The organism is Thermospira aquatica, from assembly GCF_023525255.1.
GTDB classification, from domain to species: Bacteria; Spirochaetota; Brevinematia; order Brevinematales; family Thermospiraceae; genus Thermospira; species Thermospira aquatica.
The window spans coordinates 583,521-601,728 of record NZ_CP073355.1 but is presented as its reverse complement, the minus strand read 5'-3'; the positions used below and the strand labels follow the sequence as shown (position 1 = coordinate 601,728).

General features: G+C 43.3%; 17 protein-coding genes. 6 read left to right on the top strand and 11 right to left on the bottom strand.

All coding sequences use genetic code 11. From position 1 onward, the window contains the following. The first annotated feature begins 33 nt into the window (after positions 1–33). From KDW03_RS02970 to KDW03_RS02955, 4 genes are read left to right on the top strand one after another with little or no spacing between them, the layout of a single operon-like run. On the top strand, positions 34–1,455 hold the full coding sequence (locus KDW03_RS02970) for an MATE family efflux transporter (protein ID WP_271435913.1): 1,422 nt from the start codon (positions 34–36) through the stop codon (positions 1,453–1,455). After that, a complete protein-coding gene (locus tag KDW03_RS02965; protein WP_271435912.1) occupies positions 1,430–1,714 on the top strand; it encodes a YkgJ family cysteine cluster protein in 285 nt (94 codons plus the stop codon). Before KDW03_RS02970 ends, KDW03_RS02965 begins: the two co-directional genes overlap by 26 nt. 60 nt (positions 1,715–1,774) lie before the next feature. Next, complete coding sequence (locus tag KDW03_RS02960; RefSeq protein WP_271435911.1) at positions 1,775–2,776, top strand: L-threonylcarbamoyladenylate synthase; 1,002 nt, start codon at positions 1,775–1,777, stop codon at positions 2,774–2,776. Continuing rightward, positions 2,760–3,473, top strand: coding sequence for an endonuclease III domain-containing protein (locus tag KDW03_RS02955; protein ID WP_271435910.1), 714 nt, complete (start codon positions 2,760–2,762; stop codon positions 3,471–3,473). The genes KDW03_RS02960 and KDW03_RS02955 overlap by 17 nt, the downstream gene beginning before the upstream one ends. A gap of 105 nt (positions 3,474–3,578) precedes the next feature. On the opposite strand, the gene KDW03_RS02950 is transcribed toward KDW03_RS02955, so the two are convergent. The 3 genes from KDW03_RS02950 to KDW03_RS02940 are packed head-to-tail and all read right to left on the bottom strand — an operon-like array spanning position 3,579 to position 6,636. Then, positions 3,579–4,370, bottom strand: coding sequence for a GAF domain-containing protein (locus tag KDW03_RS02950; protein ID WP_271435909.1), 792 nt, complete (start codon positions 4,368–4,370; stop codon positions 3,579–3,581). A gap of 15 nt (positions 4,371–4,385) precedes the next feature. Then, a complete protein-coding gene (locus tag KDW03_RS02945; RefSeq protein ID WP_271435908.1) occupies positions 4,386–6,107 on the bottom strand; it encodes a tetratricopeptide repeat protein in 1,722 nt (573 codons plus the stop codon). A gap of 19 nt (positions 6,108–6,126) precedes the next feature. Then, on the bottom strand, positions 6,127–6,636 hold the full coding sequence (locus tag KDW03_RS02940) for a hypothetical protein (RefSeq protein ID WP_271435907.1): 510 nt from the start codon (positions 6,634–6,636) through the stop codon (positions 6,127–6,129). 138 nt (positions 6,637–6,774) lie between these two features. On the opposite strand from KDW03_RS02940, the gene KDW03_RS02935 reads away from it, so the two are divergent. Next, the gene (locus tag KDW03_RS02935; RefSeq protein WP_271435906.1) at positions 6,775–8,310 is read left to right on the top strand and encodes a hypothetical protein; all 1,536 of its coding nucleotides are present in this window, start codon (positions 6,775–6,777) and stop codon (positions 8,308–8,310) included. Between the two features lie 926 nt (positions 8,311–9,236). Here the strand turns inward: KDW03_RS02935 and KDW03_RS02930 are convergent. Then, on the bottom strand, positions 9,237–10,034 hold the full coding sequence (locus KDW03_RS02930) for an IS1595 family transposase (protein WP_271435905.1): 798 nt from the start codon (positions 10,032–10,034) through the stop codon (positions 9,237–9,239). A gap of 682 nt (positions 10,035–10,716) precedes the next feature. Continuing rightward, positions 10,717–12,057, bottom strand: a complete 1,341-nt coding sequence (locus KDW03_RS02925; RefSeq protein ID WP_271435904.1) for a hypothetical protein — start codon at positions 12,055–12,057, stop codon at positions 10,717–10,719. 135 nt (positions 12,058–12,192) lie between these two features. On the opposite strand from KDW03_RS02925, the gene KDW03_RS02920 reads away from it, so the two are divergent. Next, on the top strand, positions 12,193–13,212 hold the full coding sequence (locus KDW03_RS02920; protein WP_271435903.1) for an LVIVD repeat-containing protein: 1,020 nt from the start codon (positions 12,193–12,195) through the stop codon (positions 13,210–13,212). On the opposite strand, the gene KDW03_RS02915 is transcribed toward KDW03_RS02920, so the two are convergent. Genes KDW03_RS02915 through rplI form a run of 6 tightly spaced genes read right to left on the bottom strand, consistent with a single transcriptional unit; the run spans position 13,190 to position 18,204 of the window. Then, on the bottom strand, positions 13,190–13,861 hold the full coding sequence (locus tag KDW03_RS02915; protein ID WP_271435902.1) for a rhomboid family intramembrane serine protease: 672 nt from the start codon (positions 13,859–13,861) through the stop codon (positions 13,190–13,192). The two genes, KDW03_RS02920 and KDW03_RS02915, sit on opposite strands and share 23 nt — an antisense overlap. Positions 13,862–13,871: 10 nt before the next feature. Beyond that, positions 13,872–14,786 carry an MlaD family protein gene (locus KDW03_RS02910; protein WP_271435901.1) on the bottom strand — a complete coding sequence of 305 codons (915 nt, stop codon included), beginning with the start codon at positions 14,784–14,786 and terminating at the stop codon, positions 13,872–13,874. Next, positions 14,771–15,598 (bottom strand): ABC transporter ATP-binding protein, encoded by an 828-nt coding sequence (locus KDW03_RS02905; protein WP_271435900.1) that lies wholly within the window; start codon positions 15,596–15,598, stop codon positions 14,771–14,773. The genes KDW03_RS02910 and KDW03_RS02905 overlap by 16 nt, the downstream gene beginning before the upstream one ends. Then, positions 15,598–16,380: an MlaE family ABC transporter permease gene (locus KDW03_RS02900; RefSeq protein ID WP_271435899.1), complete on the bottom strand. Its 783-nt coding sequence runs from the start codon at positions 16,378–16,380 to the stop codon at positions 15,598–15,600. The genes KDW03_RS02905 and KDW03_RS02900 overlap by 1 nt, the downstream gene beginning before the upstream one ends. Next, positions 16,370–17,755: a replicative DNA helicase gene (gene dnaB / locus KDW03_RS02895; protein WP_271435898.1), complete on the bottom strand. Its 1,386-nt coding sequence runs from the start codon at positions 17,753–17,755 to the stop codon at positions 16,370–16,372. The genes KDW03_RS02900 and dnaB overlap by 11 nt, the downstream gene beginning before the upstream one ends. An 8-nt stretch (positions 17,756–17,763) precedes the next feature. After that, positions 17,764–18,204: a 50S ribosomal protein L9 gene (gene rplI / locus KDW03_RS02890; RefSeq protein WP_271435897.1), complete on the bottom strand. Its 441-nt coding sequence runs from the start codon at positions 18,202–18,204 to the stop codon at positions 17,764–17,766. Positions 18,205–18,208: the final 4 nt, after the last annotated feature.

The window sequence follows — 18,208 nt, the reverse complement described above, 5'->3', positions numbered from 1 at the left end:
ATATGTTTTATATTTATCGAAGGAGGTTATCTTATGAAAAGTTCTCAATACATGACTGAGGGAAGTATTGCTTCTGCTATCATACGTTTTTCTATTCCTCTTTTTCTGGGAAGTGTTTTTCAGCAGCTTTACAATGTTGTTGATAGTATCATTCTGGGGCAGTTTGTGGGCAAGGAAGCAATGGCGGCAGTGGGAGTGAGTTTTCCTATTACGTTTCTTCTCATAGCCCTTGTGATGGGGCTTACCATGGGAAGTATGGTGCTCATCTCTCAGTACTATGGGGCGAAAAATATCCAGAAGGTAAAATTGACTATCAGTACTACCACGTTTATTCTTCTCTGGACTGTGGTGGTTGTAACGCTTCTGGGTGTTCTTTTTGGTGGATGGATACTCAAATTGATAAGAACTCCTGGGGATATCTTTTTTATGGCACATCGTTATACGATGATCATGTTTTTGGGTATGTTTGCTCTTTTTGGGTACAATGGGCTTAGCGCGATTCTTCGGGGTATGGGGGATTCGAAAACGCCGTTGTATCTTCTTATCTTTTCTACCATACTCAATATTCTTCTTGATCTTCTTTTTGTTCTTGTATGGAAATGGGGAGTAGAGGGAGTAGCAGTGGCGACGGTAATTGCGCAGGCTTTTTCTTTTGTTTTTGGACTTCTTTTTCTTTTCAAAAAAAGTGAGTTTTTCCGGTTTCGCCCAAAAGAGTTCCGTTTTGATTGGGATATTATGAAAAAAAGTCTAGCTATAGGGATGCCTTCTGGTGTTCAACAGGTGATGGTGGCTATTGGCAGTATGATACTGGTTGGTCTCGTGAATGCTTTTGGTACAGATGCTATTGCGGCTTTTACGGCGGCAGGAAGGATCGAATCATTTACGATGATGCCGGCGATGAATATCAGTATGGCTATTTCGACTTTTGTTGGACAGAATATTGGGGCTGGCCGTGAAGACAGGGTAAAGCAGGGTGTTGGCGTAGCTTTGGTTATGGCCACTCTTCTTTCGGTTGTTCTGTCCTTATTGATGGTGACATTTGCCGAGTCGCTTGTGATGATCTTTAACCGGGATGCTTCCGTGGTACGTATTGGACGTGAATATATGTGGATTGTGGCTCCCTTTTATCTTGCCTTTATGGTGATGTTTGTTTTTAATGGGGCTTTGAGAGGAGCAGGAGATACCTTTATCCCTATGATTATTACGATTCTATCCTTGTGGGGACTTCGTATTCCTGTGTCGGTTTTTTTCTCAAGATACTGGGGAACAAACGGCATATGGTGGGGGATCCCTGTTGCCTGGCTTTTCGGCATGGTCTTTTCTGGGCTCTATTTTCTCACGGGACGATGGAGAAATAAAGTTGTGGTGAAAGAACACCATATTCCTTTAGAGGCTCTGGAAGCAGTGGCAGCATTTGAGTGTGAGGAAAATGAACGAAAAGAGTGTCTTCCTTGAAACGTGTCGTGAGGGATGTGCTGCGTGTTGTATTGTTCCTTCTATTACTACCCCTCTTCCCGGGATGCCTGAGGGGAAACCTGCAGGTGTTCCCTGTATCCATCTTGATGAAAACCTTCGTTGTCGGCTCTATGGGAAACCAGAACGTCCCTCCTTTTGTGTCTCTTTGAAACCTTCCTATGAAATGTGTGGACAGAGTCGTGAAGAGGCGTGGGTGTATCTGACCATTCTCGAAGAGAAAACGAGACCGCAAAGGTAGCAACTCCCACGAAAAACCTGGAAAATCTCGCCTCTTTGTCGTATAATAAAGGGAAGGAGTATGAGAACACGAATCTTTCATCCCCCATTCCAGCATCATGAGCTTGAAATAGCTGCTCGTATCCTTCGAGAAAATGGACTTGTTGTTTTTCCAACAGAAACGGTTTATGGGCTTGGTGCCAATGCCCTTTGTGCGGAGGCGGTACAAAAGATCTTTCTTGCTAAAGGAAGACCTTCTGACAATCCTCTTATTGTTCATATAGCCGATCTTTCCATGCTTCCACAGGTCACTGCACGTGTGCCAGAGGCGGTTTATCGTCTTTTTTCTCTTTTTGCACCCGGGCCACTTACTGTGATCTGTGAGAAACATCCCGAACTTCCTGAGGTTGTGACGGCGGGACTTCCAACTGTTGGAATTCGTATTCCATCGCATCCCCTTGCAAGACAGTTTATTACCCTGGCAGGTGTTCCTGTGGCGGCGCCTTCAGCCAACCTTTCTGGCCGTCCGAGTCCCACAAACTGCGATATGGCTATCAAGGATATGGACGGGCGTGTTGATGCTATTATTGATGGGGGAGAGTGTGAACATGGACTTGAGTCTACGGTAGTCATGATCCAAGGCAACGAGGTAGTCATCCTTCGACCGGGGGCCATTACAGAGGAAATGTTTTTAGAGCACGGGTTTTCGGTACGACAAGGATATGAGAGTACCACACAACCTCTCTCCCCGGGCATGAAATACACCCATTACAAACCCCACGCCGAGGTATGGCTTGCCCAAAATTGGGATACCTCTTTTCTTCTTTCCCACTTTCGGGGGAAACGACTGGCCCTTGTGGGACTGTCTGTCCCTCAAGGGCCCTGGAAGAAAGTGATTTTCCCGGATATTTCCCGCTACGCTAAAGAACTTTTCGCCACTTTTGCCAACTTAGAAAAAGAGGGAATTGAAGTAATAATTTTAGAGGCTGTTCCAGAAAAAGGTGTCGGGAGAGCATTGATGAACAGAATGAGAAAAGCCGCTGGCAATCAATGGTTGGAGGAAGGGAATGATCTCCCTTCGTGAGCTTTACGATCTTCTCTTTGAGGCCTTTGGTCCTCAAAATTGGTGGCCTATCGTAGAAAACGGCACATCTCGCTATCTCCCTGAGTATGTTCGCCGGGAGAGGACGAAGGAAGAGATCCTTGAAATCTGGATAGGGGCTATTCTCACCCAGAACACCGCCTGGAAAAACGTTGAAAAGGCTCTTATTGCTCTGAAATCAGAGATTGCTATGTCGCCGGAGGCGTTATTTTCCTGTCCCGAAGAGAAGTTAGCGTCTCTTATTCGTTCAGCCGGTTACTATACTCAGAAAGCAAAAAAGATCCATATTTCGATGGAATATATTCTTACTGCTCTCTCGGGTGATCCTTCACAGCTTAAATCCATGTCTTTGGCTGAAGCAAGAAAAGCCCTTCTTTCTCTGTGGGGGATTGGTCCAGAAACGGCTGATTCTATCCTTTTGTATGGGTTACGTTTCCCGGTATTTGTGATCGATGCCTATACCCGTCGTATTCTCAAGAAATTGGGTTATACTCAAGCACAAGCTTCTTACGATGAGCTTCAGAAGCTGTTTCACCGCTCTCTTCCCCCGGATCCATATCTCTACGGTGAGTATCACGCTCTTCTGGTTGTGACAGGGAAACTTTGTGGAAAGAAACCGCAGTGTTTGGATTGCCCTCTTGCTTCTTTTTGTGAGGAAGCACATAAGAGTTTCAAGTGATATTCAAATGACGCACATATTTTTGCACATTTTGCACAGGTTTTTGCACAAAATAAGGACACTTTTTTGATGCCTATTTCGAGGAGTTTCTTTGTCGGGAGAAAATTAAAGTTTTTCCTCCTGCTCAAGAAGTGTCTTGAGACGGTATGATGCTATCGTGATGAGATGACAGACCATGTCAAGTTCTGTTTGGGTAAAGGTTCCAGCGTTTTCCTTTTCAGTGAGGTTGATTACTCCGAGAGCTTCTTGCTGATACGTCGTAATGGGAATAATAAGGAAAGAGTGAGAAGCATATCCCATTCGGTTCGGGCGGCCAATTTCTGGATGAGTTTCAATCTCTGTGACAAAGAGTCTCTTCTGTTTCTGAAACATCCGAAATGCGAGGTCTTCAGGGGCAACTTTTTGGCCTACTTTTGCATCCGGGAGACCCATAGACTTTTCAAGAAGGAGATTCTCTCCCCTTTTGATGAAAACAGAGATTCTCCTCGCTCCACACAGGACAAAACATTCTTCGATTACATGGGTGGCCCATTCTGCTGTTGTACTTGATCGGAGTGGACGGAGAAACATCTCGAGTTTTCTTATATCAAGCTCATCGGTTTTCCCTCGTTGGATTTGAAAATCTTTTCTGTCCAGTAAAAGAGAGAGTCGTTTGACCTCTTTTGCAAGTTCCTGGGAGTTTTCTGTTTTTTGTTTTTCAGTGTTCCATGTCCAGAGTACCACAATGCCTGACGCTATCAGGAAAAAGGTAAAAATCCATAGTTCTACGATGAAATAAATGTATGCGAGATTTTCTCCTTTTGGAAGGGCTTGATATGTTATTGAAAGCCTGTATACCCAGAGTGCCACGATAATCGTGAGTAAAAGCGTCAGAAGAAAGTCGAAAATTTTTTTCATCTTTACTCCTTATTACTAGTTTAACAGAAAACTAATAATATCCTCGCAATTGAGATACTGCAGTTTTTTGTTGGTTTCTAACCAGCGTTCTGCTTCTTGTGAAAGGGAAGAAGTCGCCACCATTACAATACGTTCAACATCGAACTCCTTTGCGGCGGAGAGCAGGTTGGTGAGATAGATAGAGCCTATGGGTTCAGTCCATCTTCTTACGCAAAAGAGTACTCTTGACCGATTATCTGCTTTTTCCTCACAGAGGAGATCAAACCCTTTAGCTTCTCCATAGGCGTGAGGATCTACCTTGACTACCTGACTGAGTACTCTGTATCCCATATCTGAGGCGAGCTCTCTCACGATGATTGTGAACGACGGGAAGTCGACCGAGAGAAGAGACTCACAGGGGTTGTTAGGATTGAGCCCCAGGGTTTCGTATTTTCCCTGTTTTTCGTTACGAGAGAGATGTTCTGGTTTTCCACTACTTTTTTTGAGTTTTTCTTTGGGGGCGAGGTATTTCTCCAGGATAGGAATGGGATCAAACGTGAGGGATACCTTAGGGCGGAAATTGGCCCATAGTTCTTCTTTGGTGATAAAGCTGGAGAGCCACTGCTGGTAGACTTGATCCAGTTTTACCATCGCATCTTTGGCTTCGTTCTCAAGTCTGGCATAATCCAGGGTCTGTTTGGCAGAACTTCCCATATACGCTTCTTTTTCCTGTTCTTTCTTGTAGCGATGGAGAATAGCAAGCAGCTTGTAGAGAAAACTCTGACTCTGTTTACTCTCAAGAGTGCTTCCTCCGCCTGTCTCTCCTGAAGCAATTTCTTTTTGAAAGTTTGCTTTTAACTCCTCCATGGCATTTTCATAGTATCCTTGTTTTGTACGAAGCATGATGAGAGCCATAGAAAGCTCTCGTTGTCGTTCTCCTTCATCGGTATAATTTAATGAAAGATTTTTAAGTTGGTCCCATAGTTGTTTTGCAATCTCATAGTTTTTGGCATAGAGATAACAAACAAAAAGCAACTTAACCCCAAAGTACATCATGCTGAGAGGTAGGGAGAAATTGCTGTTGAGAGCTATTTCCATTATTTCTCTTGCTCGCTGGTAAGCCGCTGTCTTGAAATAGGCAAAACTGAGTAAAAACAAAAACTCAATATCATGAGAGAACATTTTTTCTAAGGCTTCAAGCATGGGGAGGGCCATTTCCACCTTGTCTGTCATGATAAGACAGAAGGCGTACTGTTTGATAAAGGGTGCTTCATCTTTAAGAAAAACTGCACCTTTTTCGAAAAAACTCAAAGCTCTGAAAAAAGACTTTTGAGAGAAAAGGATATCTGCTATTTCACGGATCACGTCTTTTGCCGAGGGAATGATCTGATACGCTTGCAAGAGGTAATCCAGGGCATCATTGTCTCTTCCCAACCGGCGATACAACAGTCCCACACGGCGGTAAAGCTCAAACATGGTAAAAAGCTTCGATTCCTTACCGATTTCAATGAGTTTGACATAGTAGCCAATCGCTTCGGGGATAAGACCTTTTTCCTCGTTGATGTTGCCAAGATGCCATAATGCTTCAACATTGTTTGGATCGTGACGAAGCGATTCCATAAAAATAGAGAGGGCTGTATCAAGATCTCCACTCTCCACAGCCCTCTGCGCTTGCTTTGTTTTTCCCTCTTGCATAGTGGCATAAAGAAAGTACGCTGTAAGTCCTGCCAGAACAATTGCCACAGTAAACCAGAACATGATATATCCTTATGAGGATTTACAGGCTACTAAGACGACTATCAAGCTCCTCTTTTGGCAGGCCTGCCTGAACGGCCATGAGAGCGTATTCTTTTGCTTTATCTCTCTGTCCCAGCTCAAGGTAGGTCAAAGCCACTTGCTCATAAATTCTTGCGTCTTTTTTGGCGTCGAGGGCCATGAGGTAGAGATTGATGCGAGATTGGAGATTATTTGCCCGCTGAGCCTGAGATACAAAAGTCGTAAATGTCTTTTCCGCGTCGTAGGTGAGTTTGACTTTAAATTGTTGAGAAAGGATTTCGCGGGCTTCCTGAGCAGCTTCGCCCATAGGATAGAGATTGTGGGCATAGATGAAACAGTTCTTTGCTTTGCTGTATTTTTTCACCTGCAGGTATGCTTTACCCGTCAGAAGCCAATCGCTGGCCAGTGTTTTGCGGGCGTCAGGAGAATACATGGAGTAATCCTGTGCAAAAACCCACGAAACCAACAGCATTCCCACGAAAATTAACCATGATAAACGACTCATTTTCATAAAATCCCTCCTTGTAAATCAGTACTTTTCCTCTATGATTATAACAGAAGATGAAAAGAAAATCAAGCCTTTACAGATGTTTTTTTGACTTTTCTTTTTTATGGATGTATAATGTTATAGAAAAACAGGAGGGAAACTATGAAGAAATATGCAATGTTTTTTTTATTAGGGGCTTTTTTTTCGGTATTTGCTCAGGAGCTTTCGCTTACTGTGATTTCGTATGTTGGGAAGCTTGAGTTTGCGACGATGGAGTTTGGCCCATGGCGGACGTTGAATGTAGAGGATACGGTGCCCCTTCAGGGGTTTCTAAGACTTTCTGGGGAAAACGATAGTGCTGAACTTGAACGAAGTGATGGTACTCTTATTCGCCTTGTTGGGAAAACGCTCATCCCTGTCAGTCGTCTTGTGGAAGCCCCTAAACCTAAAAAAGGATTGGCAGGCCTTTTTAGAAAGAAAAAACCCCTTATTGAGATTCAGAGTGAAGTGGCTGTGGCTGCCGTGAGAGGAAGTGTGCAGGGACAGGGTCGTACTTCTCTCGAATCAGGACAATCTCAGACGAGGGGTATAACGATTGGGTTAGGCGGTATTTTCAGTAGTGAAAAGAGAGGTGTGCTCATCGAAACAGGATACTCAAATGATTTTCTTGATATTTCGGTTGCTCTTCCTCTGGTATGGGGGACCAATGGTTTTGAGGATGCCCGTTGGAAAACACTGGATGGCTGGTTGGCACTTCTTCAGTCGGTGAGCATTGGAAACAGGGAAGATTTTTTCTTTGTTCAGTGGGGAGAAGCATCTTTTCAGTTTGGTGAGGGTGCTTTAGTTGAAGAAAGTATCAAACGATATAATCCTTACACATGGTCTGAGAATATTCTTCAGGCTCAAGTAAACTTTGGTGATGTTGGAGTGCGTGTTTTTTTTGACAAACCTTCTGATGGGGACCGATGGGGGGTGGAAACCTTTATCCATCCTTTTTGGGGAAGCGGGTCTCCTTTTGAAGCTACTCGTATCAAGGCTTTTATAGTTAATGAAGATGATGCTTCCACTCCCTTTTTCCCGGGGGTTTTTCAGGTGACGAATGGAGAAATTTCCTATGTTACGGGATATGGTATCAGTGCCTTTGTTCCAGTCGTGAATGTGAAAGAATGGACAGTGGCCCTTCTGGGTGAAATTGGGGGGCTTAATGAGAAGGCAGGCTATATGGGTGGGGCTACTTTTGGGTATGGGAGACTTTTTTCTCTGCGTGGGAGATTTTCCTGGAGTAAGGAAGGGTATGTGCCCTGGTATTTTGATTCTTTTTATCGATATACAAGACCCCTTAAGCAGATGTTGCTCGGAAAGAGGGATTTTGTAGGGTGGGCTCTTGATGGGACTCTTGGGGAGAAAAAATCTCTTGCTTTGCAGTGGGGTATCAAAAATCGTAATGGGGAATGGTGGACTATAGAGAGTGGATTTTCTCTTGGACAAAATCTTTTCCCTTTCACGACGGTGGAGTTTCTTTTTTCAACTGAGGGAGGGTTGGCAGGAGTTTCTTTTGACCAGCTCGCGGAGCAGAGCCTTGCTCTTTTTCGGCTGAATACTCATTTTGATCGTTTCTTTGTTGCGTTTGAGTATACTCAGGCTCTCCAAAAGTGGGGGAAAGGGTGGGCCACGATGGTTGTAGGGGCAAGGTTTTAGCTTTTCGGGATAAACGGCAAGTGAGCTGTGAGGGGATGAGTGTCTTTTTACTTGTTTATGGCGATATTTTCTTTCGGATGGAAGCGTTCCTTGAAACTTCTGTCTGTATTTTTGTCTAAGAGTCAATGTTGTTTTTTTGTGATAAGGTAAAGACGTTTTTGTTTCGGTCAGAGGGGCTTTTGCCTAAGTGTTTCCCATGAATCCTGTTGTCCGTTTTCTTGGTGTTTTTTCTTTTTTGTTTTTTTAGGTATGGGACGGGGGTTTGTTGGGGGTAGTAGGTAAAGCGCGGGTGGGGGATGCTATTACTTTGTTACAGTGGGGCTGGGGCCTTGCTCTTACCTTGTTGCAGTGGGGGACAAGGGGATTTGGGGGACAGCTATTACTTTGTTGCAGTGAGAAAAAACTGCTCTTACTTTGTCGCAGTAAGAGAGGGCTTGCTCTTACTATGTTTCAGTGAGATTCTATCAATAAGGTGACTGTGATAAGGAAAGAGCAGGGATTTTGGAGTTTTCTTTTTTCTCCAAAAGTATCGTCGGGGGATGGTAGTATAGACGCTGCTCTTACCTTGTTTCAGTTTTTATAATTCTGGGGACTGTGAAAAGGTAATAGCTACTCTCAAAAAAAAACACGAGGAGGAAATTGGTGAAAGGTTTCACCTGAGAAAAAAGATGCTATTACTCTTTTACAGTCTTGGATCAGAGGAAAAACTGTGAAAAAGGAATAGCAAGAACGTTTTTTCACTGCAACAAGGGAAGAGCATGGGGTTTTTATCCCTTTTTCCACTTCTTTTTTGTAAGAAAAAACGCTTTTTTGCCTTTTTCGTAGAGGACAACGAAAAGTTTTCCAAAAAAACAAAAGGAAACAAAAACTTTTAGTTTTCTATTTGACAGACGCAGGAAATGTGTTGAGAAAGAAAAAACGAAAACCTACGCCCAGATGGGAAGAATAAGCCCTTCAGCAACAAGCTTTTTCCACGGGAGAAGCTGGCGACGTTTGCCAAGCCTTCTTAAAAGCTCTTCAAGCCTGGAAGAAACCCCCTCGATGTTAAACCGAAAGCAAAACTCATCAAGATAGCGCTGCATGTGCTTTCGACAACCATAGTGATAGACGTCTTCAAGAAGGTTTTTCAACCCATCGTTAAGGTGGGAAAGCCAAGGCGTTCTTTTTTCCACCGAGGTGTGGCGGAAAAGCTTGCCAAAAAAGTCTGAAAGCCAATCGCTACTCACATCATCCACAAGGTGAATGTGAAGTTTAGAAGGGGTATCATCCGCATCAAGTTCGACAACCTGCATGGGGGAAAAGTTTTTTCTTTGGCGGCGTTTGATGCCGGAGAGAAAGAAAAAGGTTTTCACAAGCTTTTGGAGGGATTTCGTGTGATGGCGAGTGGTAAGCCGCATAAGGCTTCGCAGTTTTTGAAGAAGAAGCCAGCTTGCCTTGTAGCTGATATGAAGAAGTTTCGAGAGTTTGACGTTTATGCCACAATCCTGGCAGACAAGAAACATGGCAGAAAGCCAGATTTTTGGCGAGAGGTGACTTTTTCGCATGATGGACTGGCTTTTTAAGGAAAATTGTCTGCCACACTTGGGGCACTGATACACGAGCCGGCACGAGAGAAGGTGAGCCTTTGCCTTACACCTTGGGCAAATAGGTCCCTCTGGCCAGAGGGCTTTTTCGAGAATCTGGTAAGATTCGTTTTCTGAGAGTGTGAAAAAATCCTTTTCCATAGCTTTCTCCTTAGAGAAATTTTTTCATACTATATATATCGAAAATTTTTTGTTATAGTTGTTAAAAAAGATGTTTTATATATTTTAAAAGTAAGATCGATGGGGAGATTTTGGGGGTTGAGAAAAATGCTCTTACCTTTTTGCAGTGTGTGGGACAAGAGATTTCCTAAGGTCGGGTAAGAGAAAGTTTTTTCTTTACTGCAACATGGTAAGAGCAAATCTCAAAGTAAGTGAGATTGTAAGAGGGCATATAAAGATTAAACGTTTAAGCTGGAGTTTTCGACATAAGCTCTTACCTTTTTGCAGTATTATCGCGAGGTTTACCACTGTGAAAAAGTAATAGCTGGAATTTTTCCCACTGTGACAAGGTAACGGCAAGAGTTTTTTCCTGCAACAAGGGAATAGCTTAGGATCCTTACTGCGATATGGTAAGAGCTAGCCCAGTTTCTAGACTGCAACATGGTAATAGCAAAAACCTTTCCCCCGCAACAAGGAAACAGCCTTCAGGTCCCACACATTTACTGCAAAATAGTAATAGCTAGCGTTTTTTGCACTGCAACAAGGGAATAGCAAAAATTTGTCTCTCATTTCCGATAAAAAAAGAACCTTCATTTTTCAGGTCACACCAGCAAAAAACACAAAAAACGCCCGGCCAGAATGCCGGGCGCTTGAGGCATGATATTTATTTTTTCTTTTTGGTAGGATTGGAGGAAGCAGGAGGAGTGGTCGTGGTATTGGTAGAACTTTGGAGTGTCGATGTAGTATTAGTTTGAGCGTTTGTTTGGGTATTGGTCTGTTGCTTTTGTTTCTTCAATTCCTCTATTCTCAGTTCTTCCTGACGTTTCTGCACTTCTTCTTCGAGTTGACGAGCCTTAATCTCTTCCTCACGGTACGCAAAAGCACTATTGGGAAGCAGGAACTGATATTGTAAGCCAACACTTGGTTCGATTTTACCCATATTTACACCCCACTGCAGGGCAGAATCAACGGTCACCTGATGACTATAATTAAAGACATAGGTAAATCCCAAACCAAAGGTAAAGTTTAACACTCCGGTGAGTTTCAGAAGGAACAGATCCAGTTCGTCTCCTACTTTCCTTGGTTCAAAAACCATTCCCACACGTACGGCTAACATCTCTCCTTTATAAAGACTTGTTGGGAAGAGATCTGCAGCGGTCAACTGCCAGAATTCGTACCCTACATGCCACGATGAATCAGATTGGCGGTTGTCGTTTGTTTCCTTGTTCCATTCTCGGCCGTATGAAACATACCCGATTCCTAGTTTTGCCTTTTTCATAAAGAAGATATTTCCCATTTCCATATTGGCCCCGATACGAAGTTCGGAGGGGAGAACATCCTGTCCATCTGGCAGAATAGAAACATTCGGAGAGATCAGATTCTTATACACTAAACCCAGACGGATTGTTTCACTGAAATCATAGGTTGCACCCACATCCACTCCGAATCCGAGTCGCTGCATAGCCCCACCGAGTTCAGGATTAGCCGTGGTGTCTTCAAATCCTCCTACCCCTATATCGTACAGACTCAGTTTGGTACCCAAAGAGATCTTTGCTCCACGAGAAAGCACATCATTCAGATCCTTGGCATAGATAAGACTATAAACTCCCTCATGGTAGTACTCCACCGTATTCTCAGAGAGACCATCAGGCCCTATCAAGCTTAACCTGTGAAAGGAAAGTCCTATAGCTCCTCGTTTAGTAAAGAAACTATCGGGAGGAATAGTGAACCTGTTCCAGAAGGGTGCTACGAGATTTACATCGATTATATTGATCATTGAGTTATCATCGAATCCAACGTATGGAGTATTCCACCCTGTATATAGCTGGATACTTCGTGTCATACTGATCGTTGCAGGGTTATAGTGCATCGTATTGACTCCATCAAAATCCCCAAAGATCGCGTTTCCCATTCCCTTGCTTCTCATCGTCCATCCGATATCCTCAAAACTTGCAAAAGCGGAAAGAGAGAATAATGTAAAAAGTACAAGAGAAACATACCTCATATTTTCCTCCTGCTCTCAGTTATCGGCATTCCTATGCCACATCTTCATTTTTTTGCAAAAATACCTTTTCCTCTGTATCATCTATAGAGGAAATGGTTTTTTCACTATATAATATACCGTAAAAGAGGCCAAAAAATGAAATCTTTTTTCAGGATATTTCCTTTTTTTGTAGTAATTCTTTTGGCGTGTGGACATCGTTCCTCTTTTCGCCAGGCGAATTTTCTTATTGAATGGGAATGGAAAACACCGAAAAATGCATTCATTCAAACCGCGAATATACTTCATTCCAACATTCTTGTTACCCTGAATACGGGAGAAATTGCCATCTTCCCTGTTGAACGACCTTCTTCCATTCAGAAGTTTTTTTTACCCCTCGAGGGCATTATTAAGATTCTGTGGCTTACAAATTTCTCCAATACTTTTTATGGGTTGGCCTGGACAACGACAGGAAGCTCTCAAAACCTTCTCTGGTTTTCCACAGATATGGATATTCAACCTATTCCATCCTCCCAGACGAATACTAACAAACTTGCTGTTACACCTCTCTCTTCTCTGGCGTACAAAGAGATCTATGGGGTATGGTATGACCAGGAAACCCTTTTTTGGGCTGCGGACAACACCCTGTTTTTTGTTTTTTTAACAAACGCTATCCCTCCCAGAGAGTTCATGACACTTTCATTTCCCTATCCTTACAGAATATCGTCGGCTCTGAAGTATGAAAACGTGCTTTATATAGCCCAGGGGGAGAAAGGACTTACCCTTCTCGATCTCAAACGGAAACGTATCACTAACTATTCCTGGATCATAGGTTCGATTGAATCTCTTGCTCTCATCGAAAAAGAACAAATTCTTATCATGGCGGATAGAATCAATGGAGTACGTGCCTACAGTATCCAGAATCCATGGAAACCGGAGTTTGTGGCTGTCTATGAAGCTTTAGGCAATACCCTGGACGTGGCTCTTTCTCCAAATGGCCTCTGGTTGGCAGATCAATACAACGGGATTTCTCTTCTTAAGTTCGAGAACAGAACATTCTCCCTTTTGACCAACATTCCCGGGAGGGTAGTCTCTCATCTTCTCCCTCTCAGTGACAAGGGTAAACTTCTTCTCTGGCATCAGGACAATCTTCTTCTTACCAGCGTGAACGTACCCTGAGTGTTTTTTTTGGACCGAATATTACCCACAATATTCCTATAACTATTCCTCCAAGATGAGCCAGATAAGCTACACCACCCGATAAACTCATATTGCCTACCATCAAAAGCGAGTAAACTACCTGGAGGGAAGCCCATCCCAGAATATAGAAAAACGCCGGTATGCGTACGGGAACAAGAAAAAAGCCCAAAAACATGAGGGTTACTACATTTTTGGTGGGAAAGAAAAACATATAGGCAATAACGATTGCCGATATAGCGGCACTTGCCCCAATCATAGGAATATATGAATCCCTGAGAAACCACCCCTGAAGGAGAGCTCCTCCTATAGCCGCAAGAAAATAGAAAAATAAATATGAGAGATGACCAAGCCTATCCTCCACATTATCCCCAAAAATATAGAGAAAAAGCATATTGCCCACAATATGTCCCCATCCTCCATGCAGAAAAGTATACGTTATGAGAGTGAAAGCATGTTCGAAAGGACTATGCCAGAACTCGCTGGCAACAAAGGCAAATTGTCGAATCCACACATCATACAAATCAGGATGAAACACTCCATACAGAAAAACACCGATATTTGTCACAAGAAGAAGGGTGTTTATCAGTGGAAAAGAGGTATTTGGATTTTCATCGCCTATAGGTATCATCGTGTTCCCCTTATTTAAAGAAGAGTTTTGTTGGATTTTCTTTGACTTTTTTACTGAATTCCTCAAGATTTTTAATGGTGTTCTCGAGGGAGGTTTTTATCTCCTTGTCTTTCAAGAGGGCTATCATGCTATTTTTATCCAGGATAATACGATTTAGCCCCTGAGAAAATTTACGAAGTTCCTCTGCTGTGATCTGAATATCCCGGATGGTTGTCGAGAGCTGTCTTTCGTCTACTGCTTCGATACGTTTGTTAAGCTGGGCTGATGCTATTTCAAGATTGAGAATAATCGTATTCACATGCTTTACCATGTCTTCGGAAAAACGTAAAGCCTTGCTCAAATTTGCCATACTTGAACGAATATCCGCGCTATTGTCTCTGACAAGAGCATTCAATCCTGCAATAAGTTGAGCGGTATTTTCAAACGTTGATTTCACCTGGTAGAGGGTATCTACATTTTCACCAGATACAAGGCTTTGTAATCCAACTCCTGCTACTTCAATCACACGGGCAAATCCCATCGGAGTGACACCGATAATCTCCTCATTATTGGTATAAAAATCAGTGGTATCTGGATTGTAGTGAGATATGTTGATATACTTTTGTCCTACCAAACTCGTTGAATAGATATTAAACTCTGCACCACGGTTGATTTTGTACTTTTTCTTTATGTAGACATTCACTACAAGCTTTCCTCCACGTAAATCTATCTTATCCACATAACCTACAGCCGGGCCTCCGGCGATTTTTACCTTTGCTCCTTCCTGAAGGTTATCGAGAAAGGTATACACAAGTTTAAGTTTATATGCTCCTCCTAGAATAGCGTTGTATTTGCCTGCGAAAATGACAAACCCTACCAGTAAAAAAATCCCCAGAAAGCCAAATATGCCAACGTAGAGCACTTTCTGTTTTATCTGTTTTTCCATCGCAAGCCTCCTGTTGTTTTGTCTTCCTTTTTTTTCTCGTGAAGCTGTTTTTGATACTCTTCGGTAATCGGTCCCTTTGAAAGGCCTTCAACAAATTGACGAACATAGGGATTTTCGGTATGCTGAAAATCCTGCGGTGTTCCTTCAAAAATGAGTTTGCCTTTATACAGCATGCCTATACGATCGCCTATAAAAAAAGCACTCCGGATATCGTGGGTCACCACCACAAAGGTGATAGCAAGCTTTTTTTTCAACTCAATGATGAGATCGTTAATCGTTGCTGTGGTAATGGGATCAAGTCCTGTGGTTGGTTCGTCGAAGAGCACGATTTCCGGTTCTGCTACAATAGCCCTCGCCAGAGCCACACGTTTCATCATCCCCCCGGAAAGAGAAGAAATCATCAGATCCTCTACACCAGGGAGTTCTACCAGTTCAAGGGATCGTAGCATGCGTTGTTTTTTCTCTTCTTGATGCATCTCTGGTCGCAGGTGATCAAGAGCAAAGAGAATATTTTCTCCTACCGTGAGAGAATCAAACAAAGCTCCCCCCTGAAATAACATTCCGAACCGACAACGAAGGGAAGCAAGTATCTCGGGATTATCGTAATCTAGCTTGATACCATCAATATAAATTTCTCCACTATCGGGACGCATGAGTCCAATGAGGTGCTTGAGGAGAACACTTTTCCCCACGCCACTCTGACCGATAAGTACAAAGGTTTCACCTTTTTTGATCTTCACGGTGAGTCCATCCAAAACCTTTTTTTTGTTTAACGTTTTGTAGAGATCGTAAACTTCGATCATGTCTGCCATTAAACCCCCCCCCCACTTACGATCATAAAAAGCGTTCCCAGAACATAGTCAAGAAAGATCACCATGACACTACTGGTTACCACCGAACGGATAGTAGCATTTCCCACACCTGCGGCTCCTCCATTTGCCCGAAATCCCTCAAACGTACTCACCATCAAAATAAATCCACCAATAAATATCATTTTAAAAAGAGATTCTACAATATAGTTTATCTTCAAGGGAATCTGAGCCCATTCAATATATACGGATGTCTGTACCCCATGGATGCCAGAGATCATCATCCATCCCCCTACAAGAGAAAACACAATGGAAATCAATCCGAGAATAGGAAGTGAGATCATTCCTGCCATAACCCGTGGAACCACGAGATACTCTACAGGATCCACTCCCATAGTCTCCAGAGCATCAATCTGTTCTGTCACCCGCATGGTACCAAGATGGGCTGTTACTGAAGAACACACACGACTCACGACAATGAGGGCTGTTAATACCGGACCAAGTTCCTTGACCAGAGCCACCGAGAGTCCTCCACTGAGATACTGTGCCGTTCCCATGATAATACTCTCCAGGGCATTTCCCAGAGAAAGTCCCATAATCAATCCGGAAAAGAGTCCTGTGAGTATCACGACGGGAATCGATTCAAAACCTATCATGTATATCTGCTTGACAAGCTCTTCTCCCTGACGCATACCACCACGAAATTTTTTTACCGCTTGAAAAAAGAAAAGAAAAAACTCTCCCGTTTCATGGAAAAAGAGTAAAACCCTCTCTTTAAAATTCACGTCCCCCTCCAGAATCACTCCCGCTGACAGAAATAAAACTTTTCTCAAGTTCTTCAAAACGAGTGGTCTCTCCAAAGAAAGCAAGCTCCAGTGTTCCCACAGAGCCGTTTCTATGCTTGGCTATAATCACTTCAACAATATTTTTTTTCTCCGTTTGAGGTTTATAGTATTCCTCACGATACAGGAACATTACAAGATCAGCATCCTGTTCAATAGCACCGGAGTCTCTCAAATCAGAAAGAATCGGCCTATGATCCTCTCTCTGATCGACAGCACGAGAGAGCTGAGACAGAACAATTACTGGCAAATCGAGTTCCTTGGCCAAGGCCTTGAGGCTTCTTGAGATATACGAAAGCTCTTGAACACGGTTGTTGATGATAGAATCTGTTGTCCGTATCAACTGAATATGGTCGATGATAATAAGGCCTAGCTCGGGATAGCGAGACTTGGCTCTTCTTGCTTTGGAACGAAGTTCATTAAGCGAGATGGCAGGGGTATCATCGAGTAAAATCTTTCGATGAGATAATTCTCCGGCTGTTGAAACGAGAAGACTCATTTCTTCTTTTGTTATCTTTGCGGAGCGGATTTTGTGAAGCGGGATACGAGAAGCGCAGGAGATGGCACGGAAAGCGATTTCAAGGTTACTCATCTCGAGGGAAAAAAGGAGTACGGCTGTTTCTGGTTGTATTTCTGTGAGGCGGAGAGCGATATTGAGGGCAAACGCCGTTTTCCCCATGGAAGGACGGGCTGCCAGAACAATCATGTCCTGCCTCTGAAGCCCCAGGATCTTTTCATCAATTTCACGGTAGCCTGTGGTATATCCTGAAAAGACAACCTGTCCCTGTTTGTGAAGCTCAACGGTATTGACACTATTCATTAAGACATCTTTGATGTGGACAATATCTCCTCGGAGACGTCTGTTCGTTACATCAAAAATACGTTTTTCTGCGGTATTGCAGATTTCTTCAGCATCGGACTGAGACTCATAGCAATCACGAATGATATTCTCTGCAGCGCCAATGAGAGAGCGCAAAAGAGATTTTTCGAGTAAGATATTCTTGTAAGAACCGAAATGAGAGACCATGACAGGAACGTCTTGAATTTGGGCAAGATATGCTCTTCCGCCAGCACGTTCAAGAAGTTGTTTTCTTTCTAACCACTCTGCTACAGTAACCGGGTCAATTCCTCCGCCATGATTGGAAAGATCGAGCATGGCACGATAGATCAGACGGTGTCTTTCATCGAAAAAATCTTCTTCGGTAAGTTCGCCCACTTCACTCAAAATCCTGGGGGTTTTTAACATAACCCCCAGGAGAGCTTTTTCTGCTTCAGAACTGTATGGTGGAAGCCTTTTGAGTAATTCTTCCCCGGCCATACATTCAACTATTCAGGTTTTACGACCAATTTGACTTCTGCCGTTACACCTTCATCGAGACGGATCCGAACAGTGTGCTCGCCAACCGTTTTGATATGCTCATTCACAATTTTCCGTTTTTCGATGGTGTAACCTTTTTGTGCGAGAAGGTTCGCTACATCGGTATTTGTGATAGAACCAAACAAACGGCCACCTTCTCCTACACGGGCAGATATTTCCAGGGTCTCTTTTTCAAGAGAATCCTTGAGCTGCATGGCGTTTTCAAACTGCTGTTTTGCTTTTTCAGCGAGTTTTGCTGCCAGTCGCTGGAAATGGTGCTCCTGTTCCTTTGTGGCAAGGACCGCCAGCTTTTTAGGAATCAGGTGGTTTCTCCCATATCCATCACGAACTTCTTTTATCTCTCCAGCCTTTCCCAGTCCAATAACATTCTCAAGCAAAATTACACGCATAGAA